The organism is Pseudomonas sp. CBS, from assembly GCF_024734645.1.
Classification (GTDB): Bacteria; Pseudomonadota; Gammaproteobacteria; order Pseudomonadales; family Pseudomonadaceae; genus Aquipseudomonas.
The window spans coordinates 4,622,169-4,639,017 of record NZ_CP102929.1 but is presented as its reverse complement, the minus strand read 5'-3'; the positions used below and the strand labels follow the sequence as shown (position 1 = coordinate 4,639,017).

General features: G+C 61.5%; 15 protein-coding genes. 1 reads left to right on the top strand and 14 read right to left on the bottom strand.

Annotation, left to right across the window (positions count from 1 at the left end; translation table 11 throughout):
* Window positions 1-24: 24 nt before the first annotated feature.
* The 3 genes from NVB75_RS21220 to NVB75_RS21210 are packed head-to-tail and all read right to left on the bottom strand — an operon-like array spanning window position 25 to window position 5,245.
* Window positions 25-3,078, bottom strand: a complete 3,054-nt coding sequence (locus NVB75_RS21220) for an efflux RND transporter permease subunit (RefSeq protein ID WP_063033606.1) — start codon at window positions 3,076-3,078, stop codon at window positions 25-27.
* On the bottom strand, window positions 3,075-4,145 hold the full coding sequence (locus tag NVB75_RS21215; protein ID WP_258343164.1) for an efflux RND transporter periplasmic adaptor subunit: 1,071 nt from the start codon (window positions 4,143-4,145) through the stop codon (window positions 3,075-3,077). Before NVB75_RS21215 ends, NVB75_RS21220 begins: the two co-directional genes overlap by 4 nt.
* Window positions 4,142-5,245, bottom strand: coding sequence for an efflux RND transporter periplasmic adaptor subunit (locus tag NVB75_RS21210; RefSeq protein WP_177045599.1), 1,104 nt, complete (start codon window positions 5,243-5,245; stop codon window positions 4,142-4,144). The genes NVB75_RS21215 and NVB75_RS21210 overlap by 4 nt, the downstream gene beginning before the upstream one ends.
* Window positions 5,246-5,410: 165 nt before the next feature.
* Here NVB75_RS21210 and NVB75_RS21205 point away from each other — a divergent pair, with 165 nt between their 5' ends.
* Entirely contained in the window at window positions 5,411-6,571 is a 1,161-nt protein-coding gene (locus NVB75_RS21205) for an AAA family ATPase (protein ID WP_258343163.1), read from the top strand.
* 134 nt (window positions 6,572-6,705) lie between these two features.
* On the opposite strand, the gene NVB75_RS21200 is transcribed toward NVB75_RS21205, so the two are convergent.
* From NVB75_RS21200 to NVB75_RS21150, 11 genes are all read right to left on the bottom strand, one after another.
* Window positions 6,706-7,581, bottom strand: coding sequence for a transporter substrate-binding domain-containing protein (locus NVB75_RS21200; RefSeq protein WP_010168882.1), 876 nt, complete (start codon window positions 7,579-7,581; stop codon window positions 6,706-6,708).
* Complete coding sequence (locus NVB75_RS21195) at window positions 7,578-8,354, bottom strand: amino acid ABC transporter ATP-binding protein (RefSeq protein ID WP_219272056.1); 777 nt, start codon at window positions 8,352-8,354, stop codon at window positions 7,578-7,580. The genes NVB75_RS21200 and NVB75_RS21195 overlap by 4 nt, the downstream gene beginning before the upstream one ends.
* Window positions 8,351-9,010 (bottom strand): amino acid ABC transporter permease, encoded by a 660-nt coding sequence (locus NVB75_RS21190; protein WP_258343162.1) that lies wholly within the window; start codon window positions 9,008-9,010, stop codon window positions 8,351-8,353. Before NVB75_RS21190 ends, NVB75_RS21195 begins: the two co-directional genes overlap by 4 nt.
* Complete coding sequence (locus tag NVB75_RS21185; RefSeq protein WP_063033611.1) at window positions 8,991-9,656, bottom strand: amino acid ABC transporter permease; 666 nt, start codon at window positions 9,654-9,656, stop codon at window positions 8,991-8,993. The genes NVB75_RS21190 and NVB75_RS21185 overlap by 20 nt, the downstream gene beginning before the upstream one ends.
* 560 nt (window positions 9,657-10,216) lie before the next feature.
* On the bottom strand, window positions 10,217-10,999 hold the full coding sequence (locus NVB75_RS21180) for a MetQ/NlpA family ABC transporter substrate-binding protein (protein WP_258343158.1): 783 nt from the start codon (window positions 10,997-10,999) through the stop codon (window positions 10,217-10,219).
* A 148-nt stretch (window positions 11,000-11,147) separates the two neighbouring features.
* Window positions 11,148-12,074 (bottom strand): sigma 54-interacting transcriptional regulator, encoded by a 927-nt coding sequence (locus NVB75_RS21175; protein WP_258343156.1) that lies wholly within the window; start codon window positions 12,072-12,074, stop codon window positions 11,148-11,150.
* Between the two features lie 48 nt (window positions 12,075-12,122).
* Complete coding sequence (locus NVB75_RS21170; protein WP_010168877.1) at window positions 12,123-12,704, bottom strand: alpha/beta hydrolase; 582 nt, start codon at window positions 12,702-12,704, stop codon at window positions 12,123-12,125.
* Between the two features lie 1,030 nt (window positions 12,705-13,734).
* Window positions 13,735-14,136 carry a biopolymer transporter ExbD gene (locus tag NVB75_RS21165; RefSeq protein ID WP_003218118.1) on the bottom strand — a complete coding sequence of 134 codons (402 nt, stop codon included), beginning with the start codon at window positions 14,134-14,136 and terminating at the stop codon, window positions 13,735-13,737.
* A gap of 1 nt (window position 14,137) precedes the next feature.
* Window positions 14,138-14,863 carry a MotA/TolQ/ExbB proton channel family protein gene (locus NVB75_RS21160; RefSeq protein WP_167665676.1) on the bottom strand — a complete coding sequence of 242 codons (726 nt, stop codon included), beginning with the start codon at window positions 14,861-14,863 and terminating at the stop codon, window positions 14,138-14,140.
* Window positions 14,864-14,913: 50 nt separating this feature from the next.
* Window positions 14,914-15,723: an energy transducer TonB gene (locus NVB75_RS21155; RefSeq protein WP_258343153.1), complete on the bottom strand. Its 810-nt coding sequence runs from the start codon at window positions 15,721-15,723 to the stop codon at window positions 14,914-14,916.
* A 240-nt stretch (window positions 15,724-15,963) separates the two neighbouring features.
* Entirely contained in the window at window positions 15,964-16,815 is an 852-nt protein-coding gene (locus tag NVB75_RS21150; protein WP_258343151.1) for a LysR family transcriptional regulator, read from the bottom strand.
* Window positions 16,816-16,849 lie beyond the last annotated feature (34 nt).

Here is a 16,849-nt window from a genome sequence, read left to right as displayed (position 1 = left end):
GTAGGAATGTCATCGCAGTGGCTGTCAGGCGTTTTCTTTCTTCGGCTCGCGAATCTTGTACCAGGCCACATATAGCGCCGGCAAAAACAGCAGCGTCAGCAAGGTGGCGATGATGATCCCGCCGATCATCGCGTAGGCCATCGGCCCCCAGAACACTTCCCGGGCAATCGGGATCATGCCCAGGCTGGCCGCCGCCGCCGTCAACAGAATTGGCCGGCGCCGGTGTTCGGTGGCTTCCACCACCGCGTCCCACGGCGTGTAGCCGTCGCGCTCGTAGGCGTCGATCTGGGTCACCAGAATCACCGAGTTACGGATGATGATGCCGATCAGCGCGAGGATCCCCAGGATCGCCACAAAGCCCATGGGCGTGCCGGTGGGAATCAGCGCCAACACCACGCCAATCAACCCCAACGGCGCGACGCTGGCCACCAGGAACATCTTCTGCACGCTGTGCAGCTGGATCATCAGGAAGGTCGCCATCAGGAACAGCATCAGCGGCACCACCCTGGCAATCGGGCCCTGGGCCTTGCCGCTTTCTTCCACGGTGCCGCCGGTGGCGACCTTGTAGCCCACCGGCAACGCGGCGCTGAACTTGTCGATTTCCGGCTTGAGCTGTTTCACCAGGTCGGTCGGCTGCATGTCGTCGCGCACCGCCGCCTTGATGGTGATGGTCGGCTTGCGGTCGCGACGCCACACCAGCGGCTGTTCAAGCTCATAACGCACGGTGGCAAACGCCAGCAGCGGAATCGAGGTGCCGTTAGGCGTGACGATCTGCAGGTTCTGCAAAGTCTCCGGCGTACCGCGTTCGGCATCTTCGGCGCGGCCGACCACATTGATCAGGTAGATATCGTCATGCACCTGGGTCACCGACGCACCGCTGACCACGCTGTTCATCAACTGCGCCACGTCTTCCGACGACAGCCCCAATTGCCGCGCCTTGTCCTGGGCGATGTCCACCCGCAGGACTTTGCCGGGCTCGTTCCAGTCGTAGATGATTTCGCCCATGTGGGTGTTTTTATCGAGCATGGTCGCCAGCTCGATCGCGTGTTTGCGCACTTGGTCGATGTCCTTGCCAGACACCCGATACTGGATCGGACGCCCCACCGGCGGCCCCATTTCCAGTGGCTGCACGAAACTGCCCACGCCGACAAAATCTTCCCGCAGGCGTTTTTGCAGGCGCGCAATCAAGGCGCCGCGCTCTTCCAGGCCCTTGCTGACGATCACCAGTTGCGCGTAGTACGGGTTCTCCAGTTGCTGGTCCAGCGGCAGGTAGAAACGGATCGCGCCCTGGCCGATATAGGTGCTCCAGCGGGCGATGTCCGGGTCGTCCTTGATGATTGCCTCAAGACGGTCGACGGCCTTGCGGGTCTCGTTGATCGAGGCGTTTTGCGGCAGGTTGAGGTCGACGAGAATTTCCGGACGGTCCGAGGACGGGAAAAACTGGTTCTGCACAAACTGCATGGAAAACACCGACGCCACAAACAACAGCACCGTAATGCCAATGGCCCACCAGCGGTTGCGCATCGCCCACAGCATGCCGCCATTGAACGCCCGGCCTACACGGCCCGGCTCGGCGTTATGGGGTTTTACCTTGCTGCTGAGGATATGCACCCCGAGCACCGGCGCGAACAACACCGCGACCACCCACGACACCAGCATCGCCACGGCAATCACCGCGAACAAGGTGAAGGTGTACTCGCCCGCCGAACTCGCGTTGAGGCCAATCGGCACAAAACCGGCAACGGTCACCAGCGTACCGGTCAACATCGGGAACGCCGTAGAGGTGTAGGCGAAGGTCGCCGCCTGCTCCTTGGTTTCGCCTTTTTCCAGGCGCGTGATCATCATCTCCACGGTGATCATCGCGTCGTCCACCAACAGGCCGAGGGCAATGATCAAAGCGCCCAGCGACACCCGCTGCATGGTGATGCCGCTGTATTCCATGAACACGAACACCAGCGCCAGCACCAATGGAATCGAGCACGCCACCACCAACCCGGCACGCACGCCGAGGCTGATAAAGCTCACCACCAACACGATGATCACCGCCTCAAACAATGCGCTGGTGAAGCCGCCGACGGCCTCTTCCACCACTTCTGCCTGGTCGGAAACCTTGTGCACGCCCACACCCACCGGCAGGTCGGCGGTCAGCTCGTCCATGCGTTTGTGCAGGGCCTTGCCGAAGTCCTGGATGTTGCCGCCCTTCTGCATGGCGATGGCCAAGCCGATGGCGGGCTTGCCATTGAAACGGAACATCGGCGTCGACGGGTCGACATAGCCGCGAGTAATTTCCGCCACATCGGCCAAGCGATAGAAACGGTCATTGAGCCGCAGATTGACGTTGGCCAGGTCCTTCTCCGAGGCAAACTGCCCGGAGGTGCGCACCGAAATCCGCTCCGGCCCCGCCTCGATCACCCCGGCCGGCGTCACCGCGTTCTGCGATTGCAGGCTCTGCACCACCTGGCGCTGATCAATCCCCAGGGCCGCGAGTTTGCGGGTGGAGAAATTCAGGTAAATCACTTCGTCCTGCTGGCCGATCATCTCGACCTTGCCCAGCCCCGGCACCGAACGAATCTCGGCGCGCGCTTGCTCGACGTAGTCGCGCAACTGGCGCATCGACAAGCCATCGGCGGTAAACGCATACACCGAGCCGAACACATCACCGAACTCGTCGTTGAACGCCGGCCCCTGCAAGCCTTGGGGGAAGCTGCCGCGGATGTCGTCGATCTTCTTGCGGACCTGGTACCAGATCTCCGGAATAGCCTTGGCGCTGGTGGTGTCCTTGAGGAACACAAACACCGTGGACTCACCGGGCCGGGTGTAGCTTTTCACGTAGTCGAGGGAGTCCAGCTCTTCGAGTTTTTTCTCGATGCGGTCGGTGACCTGCTTCAGGGTTTCTTCCTGGGTCGCGCCCGGCCAGCGGGTCTGGATCACCATGGTCTTGATGGTGAACGACGGGTCTTCCTCGCGGCCGAGGTTCATGTACGAGAACACGCCCATCAGCAGCGCGACGAACATCAGGTACCAGACGAAGGACTGATGCTTGAGGGCCCAGTCGGATAAGTTGAAGCTCCCTTTCATCGCGGGCTGTCCTCGTCGATTTTGACTTTTTGCCCAGGCTTCAGGCTGTTCACGCCGGCACTCACCACGCGCTCGCCGGGTTTGACGCCGGCGTTGAGCAAGGCGCTGTCGGCGTCGCGGCTGACGATGGTGACGTCTCGGGGTTGTACGGTCTGGCTTTGGGTGTCGATCACCCAGATGCGGGTCTTGCCGTCGGCTTCCTGCAAGGCGCTGAGGGGCAGTTCGATACGCGGAGCGATGGCTGAGCTCAAGGTCACGCTGATGGCGGTGCCGAGGCGAAACGCGGGCGGCGTTTCGGCCAGGGTCAGGCGGGCGCGACGGGTGCGGGTGGCACTTTGGGCCTGGGGTTCGATCTCGCGCACGGTGGCAGTCGTGCTGATGTTCGGGTCCATCTGCCCGGCGACCAGGAACACCACATCCGGCGGCAGGCGCTCGGCGAGGCCGGCGGGCAAGTCGATGACGGCCTCCTTGATGTCGGGACGCGCCAAGGTCACCACTTGCTGACCGGCGCTGACCACCTGGCCGGCCTCGGCATTCCACGCGGTGACGATGCCCGCATGGTCGGTGCGCAGTTCGCTGTAGTTGAGCTGGTCCTTGGCCTGGTTGACCGAAGCCTTGGCCTGATCCAGGGAAGCCTGAGTAGTTTTCAAGTCAGTCTGGGCGATGTCCAGTTGGGCCTGGGCGCCGACGCCACGGCTGAACAGTTCCTGCTGGCGGCGGGCATTGGCCTGGGCGTTGATCCACTGCGCCTGCACGCGAGCCAGGTCACCCTGGGCAGCACGCAACTGGTTCTGTTGATCGGTGGGGTCGAGCACGGCCAGCAACGCGCCCTGCTCCACTTCGGCGCCCACGTCGACCGCGCGCCGGGCAATGCGCCCGGGCACACGGAAACCCAGGTTGCTTTCATAACGGGCCTGGATGGTGCCGGCGAAGCGGCCGAGGTTTTCCTGGTCTTCGGCTTTCACTTCAATCGACAGCACCGGGCGCACCGGCTCCGGCGCCGGTTCTTCCTTGGAGCACGCCATCAACAGCAGGCTGGCGGCGAGAACACACGTCAACTGCTTCATGGCTGCACTCCCTGGGCCTGAGCCTGATCCGGCGGCTGGGCGATTTCCACGATCATGCCGGGGTGCAGCAGTTGCCCGCCGGCCACCACGACTTTTTCGCCGCCCTTGAGGCCGTCGCTGATGATCACCTTGCCGGTGAGATAACGCGCGACCGTGACCTTATGCAGTTGCGCCTTGCCGTCGCCGTCAATCAGCCAGACAGCCGGCGCGCTGATGTCTTTGGTCAAGGCAGCCCACGGCAACTCGATGCTGGCCTTGGCCGGGCCATTGGCGGTGGCGCTGACCACCGAACCTAGCTGCATGCCCTTGGGCAGCGCGTCGAGGGCGATTTTGACTTGCACCGTGCCGGTATTGGCGGCCACGGCCGGGGTGACTTCGCGGACCTTGCCCACGGCGGTAATCTGCGGGTTTTCCAGCAGGCTGACGGTAATCGGTTTGTCCGGCGGCGGCTCTACCAGCAGTGACTCATAGACGTTGAATACCGCGTCGCGCTCGCCATCCCGGGCCAGGCTGAAGATCGGCACGGTGGCCTGCACCACCTGGCCCACCTCGGCCTGGCGCGCGGTGATGATGCCCGGCGCGTCGGCGACCAGCGAGGTGTAGCCCAACTGCTCACGAGCATTGGCCAACTGCGCCTGGGCGGCGGTCAGCGCGCTCTGGCTGCTGCGCAACGCGGCCTGGGCGGAGTCGTATTCACTGCGGCTGGTGTAGCCCTTGGGCAAGAGTTTTTCCTGGCGCACAAACGCGGCGGCAGTCTGTTTGACCCGCGCCTGTTCGGCGACCACCTGGGCCTGGGCGGAGTCGACGTTGGTCTGCAAATCTTTCGGGTCGAGCTTGGCCAGCACTTGCTTGGCGCTGACGCGGTCGCCGACATCCACCATGCGCTGGATGATCTTGCCGCCGACGCGGAACGACAGATCGGTCTGCACTCGGGCCTGGATATCGCCGGTCAAGGTCACGGCGGCGGCAAAGTCGGTGGATTTCACCGTCTGCACAAACACCCGGGAATGTTCCTTGGGCTCGGCTTTTTCCTGGCCGCAACCGCTCAGCAGCGCCAGCAAGCCAAGGCCGAGGATAAATGTGAGTTTGGGACCGCCCATGCAGGCTCCTTGCTTGATTGACGCGTCGGTGATTATGCGACTGTTAGCGTAGTTCAGGGTTCCGCGTCGTAGGCATTGACTTACAGGAAATCAGGACGCTCGCGACACATCTCCGCCAGCCGACGCAGGTAACATGCGGATCCACATAATCGCGAACATCCTCTCATGCTCAAAACCCTCGCGGTGGCCAATTACCGCTCGATCAACAAATTGGTGGTGCCACTGGATCGGCTGAACCTGATCACCGGCCCAAATGGCAGCGGTAAATCCAACCTGTATCGCGCCCTGCGGCTGCTGGCGGAGACGGCCCAGGGGGGCGTGATCAACGCACTGGCCCGCGAAGGCGGGCTGGATTCAACCTTCTGGGCCGGGCCGGAAAGCATCAGCCGGCGCATGCTCAGCGGCGAAGTGGCGGTGGAGCCCATCGTGCGCCAGGGCGCCAAGCGCCTGCGCTTGGGGTTTGCCGCAGAGGATTTCAGCTATGCGATTTCCCTGGGGTTGCCCGAGAAAACCTTGTCCTATTTTTCCCTGGACCCGGAGATCAAGAAAGAATGTATCTGGGCCGGGCATGTATTTCGCCCGGCGAGCCTGCTGGTGCAGCGCCCCGGCCCGATGGTACGTGCCCGCGATGGCCGAGCCTGGGATGTACTGGCCCAGCACACGCCGAACTACCACAGCCTGTTCGATCAGGTCGGCAGCCTGCGGGGTTCGCCGGAGGTGTTGCTGCTGCGCGAAAGCATTCGTGGCTGGCGCTTTTATGATCACTTTCGCAGCGACGTCGACGCCCCGGTGCGCCAACCGCAACTGGGCACGCGCACGCCGGTGTTGCATCACGACGGTCGGGATTTGGCGGCGGCGTTGCAGACCATTCGCGAGATTGGCGACCCGGACGCCTTGCAGCGGGCGATCAGCGATGCGTTTCCCGGCGCGCGGTTGAATATCGAGCCGTTGCAGGGCGGCCGGTTTGCCATCGAGTTTTATCAGGAAGGGTTGCTGCGGCCGTTATCGGCGGCGGAGCTGTCGGACGGGACCTTGCGCTACTTGCTGCTGGTGGCGGCGCTGCTGACGCCGAGGCCACCGACGATGATGGTATTGAACGAACCGGAAACCAGCTTGCACCCGGACCTGTTGCCGGCGTTGGCGCGGCTGATCATCCAGGTGTCGCAGCAGTGTCAGGTGTGGGTGGTGTCCCATGCCAGCCGCTTGATTGCGGCGTTGCAGCAGGATGAAGGGTGTAATTCGATCGTGCTGGAGAAGGTGATGGGGCAGACGCAGGTGGTGGGGCAGCGGGTGCTGGATGAGCCGGCGTGGCATTGGCCGAGTTAGGCGGTGCCTGTGGGGACCTCTTCGCGAGCAAGCCCGCTCCCACATTTGTCCGCATTCCAAAGGTGGAACTCGGTCGAATGTGGGAGCGGGCTTGCTCGCGAAGACGGTAGATCAGTCACCCAACAGCTAACTGATCAACCCTGCCACTTTCCGCCTTCAACAATCACACTCTCAGGCTTGGTGTCATCGCTCAGTTCCTTGCGAACATACTGGTCATACAGCTTGAGCAAATACTTCTCTTCGCCCAACTTGGCCAGCTCGGCATTAACCCAATCCCGCAGTTCGATATTGCCCTTCTTCACCGCTGGCGCAATCGGCGCTTCATCCCCCAGTTTCTGCTCCAGCACACGGTAGCCCGGGTTCTGCTTGGCCCAGCTGAACAGCACCAGGTTGTCCTGGGCATAGGCATCACCACGACCAGCCGACAGCGCTTGCAGCGACTCGGAGTTTTTCTCGAACTTCAGCAGTTTCCAGTCCGGGTGGTTCTTGGTCAGCCAGATATCCGCGGTAGTGCCGGTGGTGACGATGGTGGTGCGGGTCGCCAGGTCGTCCAGGCTTTTCACCGGGCTGCCGTTGGCCACCAGTGCCTGCACCGCCACTTTCAGGTTCGGGTTGGTGAAGTCCACCGCTTCCTTGCGCTCAGGCGTCACGGTCATGTTGGCGAGGATCAGGTCGACCTTGTCGCTTTGCAGGAACGGAATGCGGCTCGCCGGTTCCACGGCAACGAATTCAACCTTGTTCTCGTCGCCCAGCAGGTCCTTGGCGAAGCGGCGGCCGATGTCGGTATCGAAGCCGACATAGCGACCGGACTCATCCACAAAACCAAACGGCGGCTTGTCGGTAAACACGCCGACGATCAGCTTGTCCCGGGCCTTGATCTTGTCGATGTAGCTCACCGCCGCCGGGGCCGGGGTGGCCGCAGCGGCCGTCTTGGCGGGCTCTTCGGATTTGTTGCAGCCGGCCAGCAGAGCGAGGCCGAACAGGGGGAATAACAACTTGGCAGTTTTCATAGCAGCTCCAATTCCTTGGTTCTTTTGGGCAGTGTTGAAACGAAGGAGAACTTCTCCAGGAACTGCTGCGCGCGTGCGGTTTGCGGGTTCGTAAAGAATGCCTCGGGGGTGTTTTGTTCGAGAATGCGGCCGGCCTCCATGAACACCACGCGGTCGGCGACGGCGCGGGCGAAGGCCATTTCATGGGTGACAATCAGCAGGGTCATGCCGTCCCGGGCCAGGCCCTGGATCACTTCCAGTACTTCCTTGACCATTTCCGGGTCGAGGGCGGCGGTGACTTCGTCAAACAGCATGACCTGGGGGTTCATGCACAACGAGCGGACGATGGCGATGCGTTGCTGCTGGCCGCCCGAAAGCTGGCGCGGGTAGGCGTCACGCTTGTCCGAGAGACCCACCCGTTCCAGCAGCTTTTCGGCTTGAGCACGGGCCTCACGGGGTTCGCGTTTTTGCACTTTCAACGGGCCGAGCAAAATGTTGTCGAGCACGCTCATGTGCGGGAACAGGTGATAACTCTGGAACACCATGCCCACGTCCTGGCGCACCTGGCGCCAGTCGGTGGCCTTGTCCAGCAGCTCCTTGCCGGCAAAACGAAGGCTGCCGCTGTGGGCCACTTCCAGGCCATTGAGGCACCGCAGCAAGGTGCTTTTGCCGCAACCGCTGGGGCCGAGGATCACCACCACTTCGCCGCTTTGCACGCTCAGGTCGATGCCCTTGAGCACCTGCTGGTCGCCGAAGTATTTGTTGAAACCCTGAAACTCGATCAATGCGCTCATGCTTGGGCCCAGCGCCGTTCCAGCACCTTGGAGGCGGCCGACAACGGGTAGCAGATAAAGAAGAAAAACAGGAACAGCGCGCCGTAGATCAACACTGACTCGTAGGTGCGCTCGATGATTTGCTGGCCAACCTTGATCACGTCCACCACGCCGATCAGCACCGCCAGGGAGCTGGTCTTGATGATGCGGGTGTAGACGTTGATGGTCGGCGGGGTCATGCGTTTCAGGGCCTGGGGCAGCAGCACGTAACCGTACAGTTGCGGGTCCGACAGGCCAATCGACAAGCCGGCTTCACGCTGGCCACGGGGCAACGAATGCAAGGCACCGCGCACCACTTCGCCGACTTCACTGGCGCCCCACAGCGACAACACCAGCACCGCGCACCAGAAGCTCGGGATACTCAGGCCAAAGAAAATCGGCAGGCCAAAGAACAGCAGGTACAGCCACACCAGCACCGGGATCGCGCGGAACAGCTCGAGGTAAATCCGCAGCACCAAGTTGAGCGCTTTTGAATTCAGCGTGCGCAGCACGCCATACACCACGCCGCCGACGGTACTGAAGGCAATGCTCAGGAATGAGATCGACAGGGTTTGCGCCGCGCCCTTGCCCAGTTGCGGCAACGACACCCAGAGTAATTCAAGACCCGAACTGGCCATGCTGGAGCCTCCTTTCAAGGCGGCTGAGCAGCAGCGACAGCGGCAGGAATAACAGCACGCAGATCAGCGTCAGCACCGCGAGCATTTCGTAGGTTTTGTAGTAGAGGGCGATGTAGCTTTTGGTGGTGTAGAGAATCTCCGGCACCGCCACCGCCGACACGATGGTGGTTTCCTTGAGCAGGAAAATGAAGTTCGCAAACAGCGCCGGCAGGCTGAGGATCCCCGCCTGAGGCAGGATCACATGGCGTAGCAGCTGCCAGTGGGACAAGCCGATGGACTTGCCCGACTCGATCTGCGCCAGCGGCACCGCCTCGACACCGGCGCGCAGCACTTCCGTGAGGTAGGCGCCGCCGAGAAAGGTCATGGTGATGATCGCCGCCCAGAACCCGGAGATGTTCAAGCCCAGGGCCGGCAACGCGAAGTAGACAAAAAACAGTTGGATCAGCAGCGGTGTGTTGCGCGCCAGCTCGACGTACAGCGCCACCAGGCGCCAGACGTAGGGTGTGCGAAATACCAGCAGCGCAGCATTGATCAAGGCCACCACTAACGAGGTGCCGATGGCGATCAGGCCGACTTGCAAGGTCACGCCCACGGCCTTGAGAAACGCAGGCAGCGTGCTGAGGATAAATGCGTAATCGAAGGTCATCTGAAATCCCTGACGCCGCAGGGGTAATGCGGCGTTGGTGCGGTCCGGTTCAGCGTGGGTAACGCCGAGTAGCACCGACTTTAAAGGTATAAAAAGCAAACTTTAAATACCGAAATAGCATATTGATATCACCCAAATAGATAACCGGCGGATTCGCGGTACAGGCGGATGACAGCTACTGTTCCTCGGGAGGTAGGAAGGGTCTTTTTATCGGTGCTGCACTTCAGGGATAGGCAGCGCGTGGCCAGACTGGCGGCCAATCAACAGGCGAGGGAATGAGCGATGACCAAAGCAAAACCGATTGATCCGCAGGAGCTGGTGAAGTGGCTGGTGGCGCTGCGCAGGGCCATCAATAGCCGGAATCTCTGAGCTGACACGGTCCCAAATGTGGGAGCGGGCTTGCTCGCGAATGCGGTGTATCAGTCAGCAGATGTGTTGGCTGCCCCACCGCATTCGCGAGCAAGCCCGCTCCCACATTTCGATTGCATTCCAGCCATAAAAAACGCCGACGCTGTAGAAGCCGTCGGCGTTTAAACCTTGAAGGAGGTTTTGGGGCTCGATCAGAACGCCGGCACGACCGCACCGTTGTATTTCTTCTCGATGAAAGCTTTCACTTCTGGGCTGGTCAGGGCTTTGGCCAGCTTCTGGATCGCGTCGCTGTCCTTGTTGTCCGGGCGGGCAACCAGGAAGTTCACGTACGGCGACTTGGCGTCTTCGATGATCAATGCGTCCTTGGCCGGGTTCAGACCCGCTTCCAGGGCGTAGTTAGTGTTGATCAGGTCCAGGTCAACCTGGTCCAGTACGCGAGGCAGCAGGGCCGATTCCAGCTCTTTGAATTTCAGGTTTTTCGGGTTGCTGGCGATGTCTTTCGGCGTGGCCAGGGCGTTGCTCGGGTCTTTCAGGGTGATCACGCCAGCCTTTTGCAGCAGCAGCAGGGCACGGCCGGAGTTGCTGCCTTCGTTCGGAATGGCCACGGTGGCGCCATCTTTCAGCTCAGAGATATTTTTGATCTTTTTCGAGTAACCACCGAAGGGCTCAACGTGCACACCGATGACGGTGACCAGGTTGGTGCCTTTACCCTTGTTGAAGTTTTCCAGGTACGGCAGGGTCTGGAAGTAGTTGGCGTCCAGACGCTTCTCGGCCACCTGCACGTTCGGCTGCACGTAGTCGGTGAAGACTTTGATTTCCAGGTCCACGCCTTCTTTGGCCAGGGTCGGCTTGACCAGCTCAAGGATCTCGGCGTGCGGGATCGGGGTAGCGGCTACCACCAGTTTCTCGTTGGCCTGGGCGAAGCTTGCAGTCAGGGCAGCCGCCAGTGCGGTAAACAACAGAACCTTTTTCATGCAGTGTCCTTATCGAAAATCCGGGTCGTCTGGGACGGCCGCTTTTTTAGTGGATGCCAGCGAAGTGCTATCGCGGCGTGGAGCGGACAATACCGAGGTTTTTTATTCCAGAACAATACTTTTTATTCACTTTGATATTCCATTTTGTTCATACAGACCCCAACCCTTTCAATAGACGCTTCAACGCATCACGTTCAGCCTCGGTGCCGCTGCTGAGGATCTGCCGCGCCTGGTGTTCGATCTGCGTCACCGACGGCAGCGGCAGGTTCAAATGCTCCGGCAAAATCTCGTCGCCACTGCTGACCAGCAGGGCAAAGTGAATCACGTTCTCCAACTCCCGGGTGTTTCCCGGCCAGGTGTGATGCTCCAACACGCGCTGGGCCTCGTCGCTGATCAGCGGCACCGGCAGGTCGAGGCGCTGGCTGTAGATGCCGAGGAAATACTCGGCCAGTGACAGGATATCGCCCACCCGCTCGCGCAGTGCGGGCAGTTCCAGTTGGCCTTCGCTGAGGTAATGAAACAGACGCTCGTGAAACTTGCCGGCCGCCACGGCCTGAGCGAGGTCGATGCTGGTGGCGGCCACCAGCCGCACATCCACCGGACTTGGCTGATGAGCGCCGACGCGGGTGACTTCGTGGTTTTCCAGCGCCGCCAGCAACTTGACCTGGATCGGCAACGGCAGGTCGCCGATTTCATCCAGGTACAAGGTGCCGCCATTGGCCGAGCCAAACCAGCCCGCACGGCTGCTGGCTGCGCCACTGTGGCTGCCTGCGGCGTAGCCGAACAGTTCGGCGTCGGCGTAAGTCGGGCTGATGGCGCCGCAATTCACCGAGACAAACAAGCCGGTGCGGTCGCTGCCCCGGTGGATATGCCGCGCGAGCAACTCCTTGCCGCTGCCGGTTTCGCCACGGATCAACACGGGCAAGGCGCGGGGGGCGAGGTTTTCGAGGTCTTCGCGCAGTTGCCGCGAACGCGGGTCGACAAACACCAGCGCCTTGGCACGAATGCTCAGGGGGCTTTTTTCGGCGTCGGGGAAGGTCAGCAGGGGCTGACCGAAGGTTTCATGCAGGCTCATGGCAGACTCCCGCCCCATCCACGAAGGGGAAGGGGCGTTTAAAAAATTTTATGCACGGCGCCGGGAGTGATGTTCCAGGCGATTTTGCAGGCGATAGAGGTAGGCGAAACCCTGTTCCCAGCGTTGATGGCCGGACTTCACGTTGATATGCCCGGCACCCGCGAGAATTCCCGCTTCGGCGCCCCAGTTACGTGCCAGTTCCAGGGCGCGGGTGGCGCTGACGGCGCTGTCGTTGTCGGAGCTGACGACCTGGCTTGGGAACGGCAGCAGGTCACTGGGGATGGGTGCAAAGTTACGCAGGGCGGGCGCGCAGGCAGGGCGTTCGACATCGGCCGGGGCCACCAGCAAGGCGCCGCGTACCTGACGCAGGAACTGCACCGGTGCGGTGGCGGCCCAATGGGCGACGGTGATGCAGCCCAGGCTGTGGGCGATCAGAATCACCGGGGTGCTGTCGGCGGCGATGGCTTCGGCCAGTGCGGCCACCCAGTCTTCGCGGCGTGGGGTGAGCCAGTCGGCCTGCTCCACGCGCGCGCTGTTGGGCAGGCTGTTCTGCCAATGACTTTGCCAATGATCTTCTGGCGATCCTTGCCAGCCCGGCACGATCAGATAACGAATCGACTCGCTGTGCATGGGTGTGCCCTCCTGCAGCGTTTAACGTTGTGGGTCAGTATAGGCACGGGGTATATATTCGTTAAGGAATAAGAAGCTATTTATTAATAACCAAAATGTTTGTTTGAGGGTGGGGGGGTTTAGGGGGTTGGGGGGACATATCCGTTATTTGGGTAACGGCGGCTTAGGGTTCCGCTCTTACAGCGGCTCACTTTTGAAGAGCGCAAAAGTAAGCAAAACGCTCTTGCCCCACCACTCGGCACCTCGCCTAGGCTCGGTGTGCCCTCACTCCGGCTTTGGACCGTGGGCCGCCGCGATGGGCCATCCTTGGCCCAGCGCGGCTAACCCGGCGTCCTGCCGGGTTACCCACGCTCCAAAGCCTGCGTTCGGCCAGCGTGGTTTAACGGGGCGCCTAAGATCAAGATCAAAAGCAGATCAAGAGCACAGCGGCCTCCCGGCCGGCTTGAGTGTTTAGAAGCCAAATCAAAAGCTAAAGCGGGCACGGTCCAAAAAATGTGGGAGCGGGCTTGCTCGCGAAGGTCGTTAACGATGACGCTGGCATCCTGGATGAACGCGGCGCCCTCAGGTTTTTCGCGAGCAAGCCCGCTCCCACAGAAAAGCAGCTCTGTTTTCGCTCTGGATCTTGCCTCTGCTTTTAACACTCAAGCCGGCCGGTAGGCCGCTGTGCTTTTGCTTTTGATTTTGATCTGACTGCCCCAATAAGCCCGAGGCCGAACGCAGGTATTGCGGAGCGGGTAAACCGGCAGGACGCCGGTTTAGCCGCGCCGGGCCATGGATGGCCCGTCGCGGCGGCCCGCGGAGCAATGCCGGAGTGAGGGAACGCCGAGCCTAAGCGAGGCGCCGACAGGCGGGGCAGAGCGTTTTGGTTACTTTGCCGCTTTTGCAAAGTGACTCGCTGTAAGAGCGAAACCATAGGTGGCCGTTACCTAAATAACGGATATGTACCCAGCCCCCCCAAAAAACCACAGCCCAAAAAAAAGGCCGCACCCTGCCAAGGAAACGGCCAAAAAAATTGTCGAGGCATTTGAAACTAACGTGCAGTAATCACCGACAGCTTGGTAATCCCCGCGCGCTCGATAGACGCCATGGCTCGCGCCACTTCGCCATAATTAACTCCATCGTCAGCCTGCAGTTGCACCCGAACATCCGGGTCCTTGGCCTTGGCCGACTGCAAGTTGAATTCCAGCAAATCCGGCTGGATTTCATCCTTGTTGATAAACAGTTTGCCGGCAGCATCAATGCTCACCACCAGCGGGTCTTTCTGCTCCACCGGCGCCACGGCCTCGGTCTTGGGCAGGTTGATCGGAATCGCATTGGTCAACAACGGCGCGGTGACGATAAACACCACCAGCAGCACCAACATCACATCCACCAACGGCGTGACGTTGATCTCGCTCAGCACCTCATCACTGTCTTGCGTGGAGAAGGCCATCTCAGGACGCCTCCTTCACTTTTTGCACGCCGCCCTGGGCACCGGCTTTGCTCAACGTCGGGTGCAGCAGCACGCGGAACGAGTTCTTCTGCGCCAGGCTGTAGAAGTCATGGGCGAAGTCATCCAGGTCAGCAGCCGTGAGTTTCAGGCGACGCAGGAAGTAGTTGTAAACCAGCACCGCCGGCACCGCGACGGCAATACCCACACCAGTGGCGACCAACGCGGCACCAATCGGCCCGGCCACGGTTTCGAGGCTCGCGGAACCGGCAGCGCTGATGCCTTTCAAGGCTTCCATGATCCCCCAAACGGTACCGAACAGACCGATAAACGGCGACGTACTGCCGATACTCGCGACCACCGCCAGGCCGGTTTCCAGGGAGCGACGCTCACGCACGATTTGTTGGCGCAGGGCACGCTCCAAGCGGTCCTGATGATTGATCGCCTGGCTCAGGTCAGCAGCGTGTGGCGCCTCACCCACCTGGATCGCGGCGTAACCGGCCTGGGCCACACGGGCAGCGGCGCCCGGCCTGGTTTCAGCCAGTTCAGCAGCCGAGTCCAGACTGGAGGCCGCCCAGAACTGTTTGTGGAACTTGCGATCCTGGGACTTGAGGCGGCCGAACTGGACACCCTTGAGCAGTGCCAGGCCCCAGGTGGCGACCGAAAAGACCACCAGCAGCCAGATCACCGCGCTTTCGATGGATTCAGTTGGAGATGCTAATGCCATGATGTTTTCCCTCTGTGCATGGCGCGATGTGTCCGACACACCGCATCCAATAATTAATGAATCTTGAAATCGATCGGTACGCTGACCCAGCCGTCCTGGGCCACATCACCCTGCTTGGCCGGTACAAAACTCCAGCGCTTCACGGCAGCCAGTGCGGCGTCGTCGAGTTGCTGGCGACCACTGCTTTTCTGAATCTGGATCTCACCCGGCTTGCCGGTGGCCAACACATGCACCCGCAACAACACCGTGCCTTCCCAACCCCGGCGCTGGGCCAGTGACGGGTATTCGGGCGCCGGGTTCTTCAGGTACGCGGCGTTGGCCGAAGCCGGTGTTACCGGAGCAGGCGCAGGCGGTGCGGGTGCTGGAGCCGGTGGCGGGGGTACAGGCGGCGCGGGCGGCTGCTCGGCGACCGGTTTCGGTGCGGGCTTGGGCACGGGCTTCGGTACCGGCTTGGGTTTCGGAATCTTTTTCGGCGCCGGCTTGGCGGCCAACTCATCGACCACCGGTGGTGGTGGCTCGACAACCGGTGGCGGCGGCGGTGGCGGCACGGGCGGTGGCGGCTCTACCACCGGCGGCGCCGGCTGGGAAAATTCGATCGTCATTGGCGGAATTTCCGGCGGCACAATCGGCAGCACCGGGGTTGGCTTCTGGCTGACCCAATAGATCACCGCACCATGCAAGGCCAGCGCGAGAATCCCCAACAGGATCGCTTCACGCCGACTCAACACTCCCTTGGGGGTTTTCTGCGTACGCAACTGCCCCAACGGCGCGCGGTGCGGCCGGCCAAGGTCGACCAACTCACCACCCGGTGCATGGCGCCACTGCGCCTCTTGTGCACTGGCGGCGGTCTGGACATTGCCCATTGATTAACTCCCCTGCGGTCTTAAGCAAAAAAACCGACGGGCCTGCCTTGGCGGCCGTCGAGGGCTGAATCATCGGGGCCAGACGCTTATCTCTTAAAGTAATCTTTAAAGTTATACATAGATCCAAAATGAATAAACGAAACATCCAGATACGCCAAAGCCACGGCCTGCGCGGGCTGGCGCCGAGGCCTAAAATCCGAATGCTTTTGAGGCATACAAAATATTCGCTGAAGGCATGGCTCAGCGGGGATTGCTGGCACATAAATCCTGCAATTGGCGCAGCAACGCCTGCCCCGCCGCGCCCAGACCATTGCGGCCATACAGCGCCAGCCGCACGCCCTGCACCGCCGGCAAACCGCTGTCTGCGCCCAACACCACATGCCCGGGCTGCACGACCCGCACCGGCAGCAAGCTGATTCCCAGCCCCGCCGCCACCGCCGAACACACGCTGGCCAGGCTCGCGCTGGAATAACCGATGCGCCAGCGCCAGCCACCCACCTCCAGGTGATGCAACATTTCATTGCGATACAGGCCACCAGCGGGAAACGCCACCAGCGGCAACGGATCACGTCCCAGAGAGGGCGCGCTGCGGCTGTCGACCCAACACAACGGCTCCGGCCAGGACGCCAGGCAGTCATCGCTGTCGCCCATTTGCTTGACCAGCAGCACGTCGAATTCACCGCCGCGATAATCCCGCAACAACTCCGGCCCCAAGCCGCTGGTGACCTCCAGCCGCACCCGTGGATAAGCCTGCACAAACGCCGACAGCAGTGGCATCAAGCGCTCGGCCGCAAAGTCCTCGGGCACCGCCAGGCGCAGCACGCCATCGCTCTGCTGGTTGATCAACACATCGGCCGCCTCTTCTTGCAGCGCCAGGATGCGCCGCGCATAAGCCAGCAAGCGTTCGCCCTCCACCGTGGCCACCACGCGGCGCTGGTCGCGGTCGAGGACCTGGCTGCCGAGTGCGTCTTCCAGGCGGCGGATCTGTTGGCTGACCGTGGACTGGGTCAAATGCAGGCGCTCAGCCGCGCGGGTGAAATTGCCGCAATCGACAACGGCAACAAAGCTGCGCAACAACACGGGATCGAACATGGGCCTCACCATTCCATTTGCCACTGATTGGCAT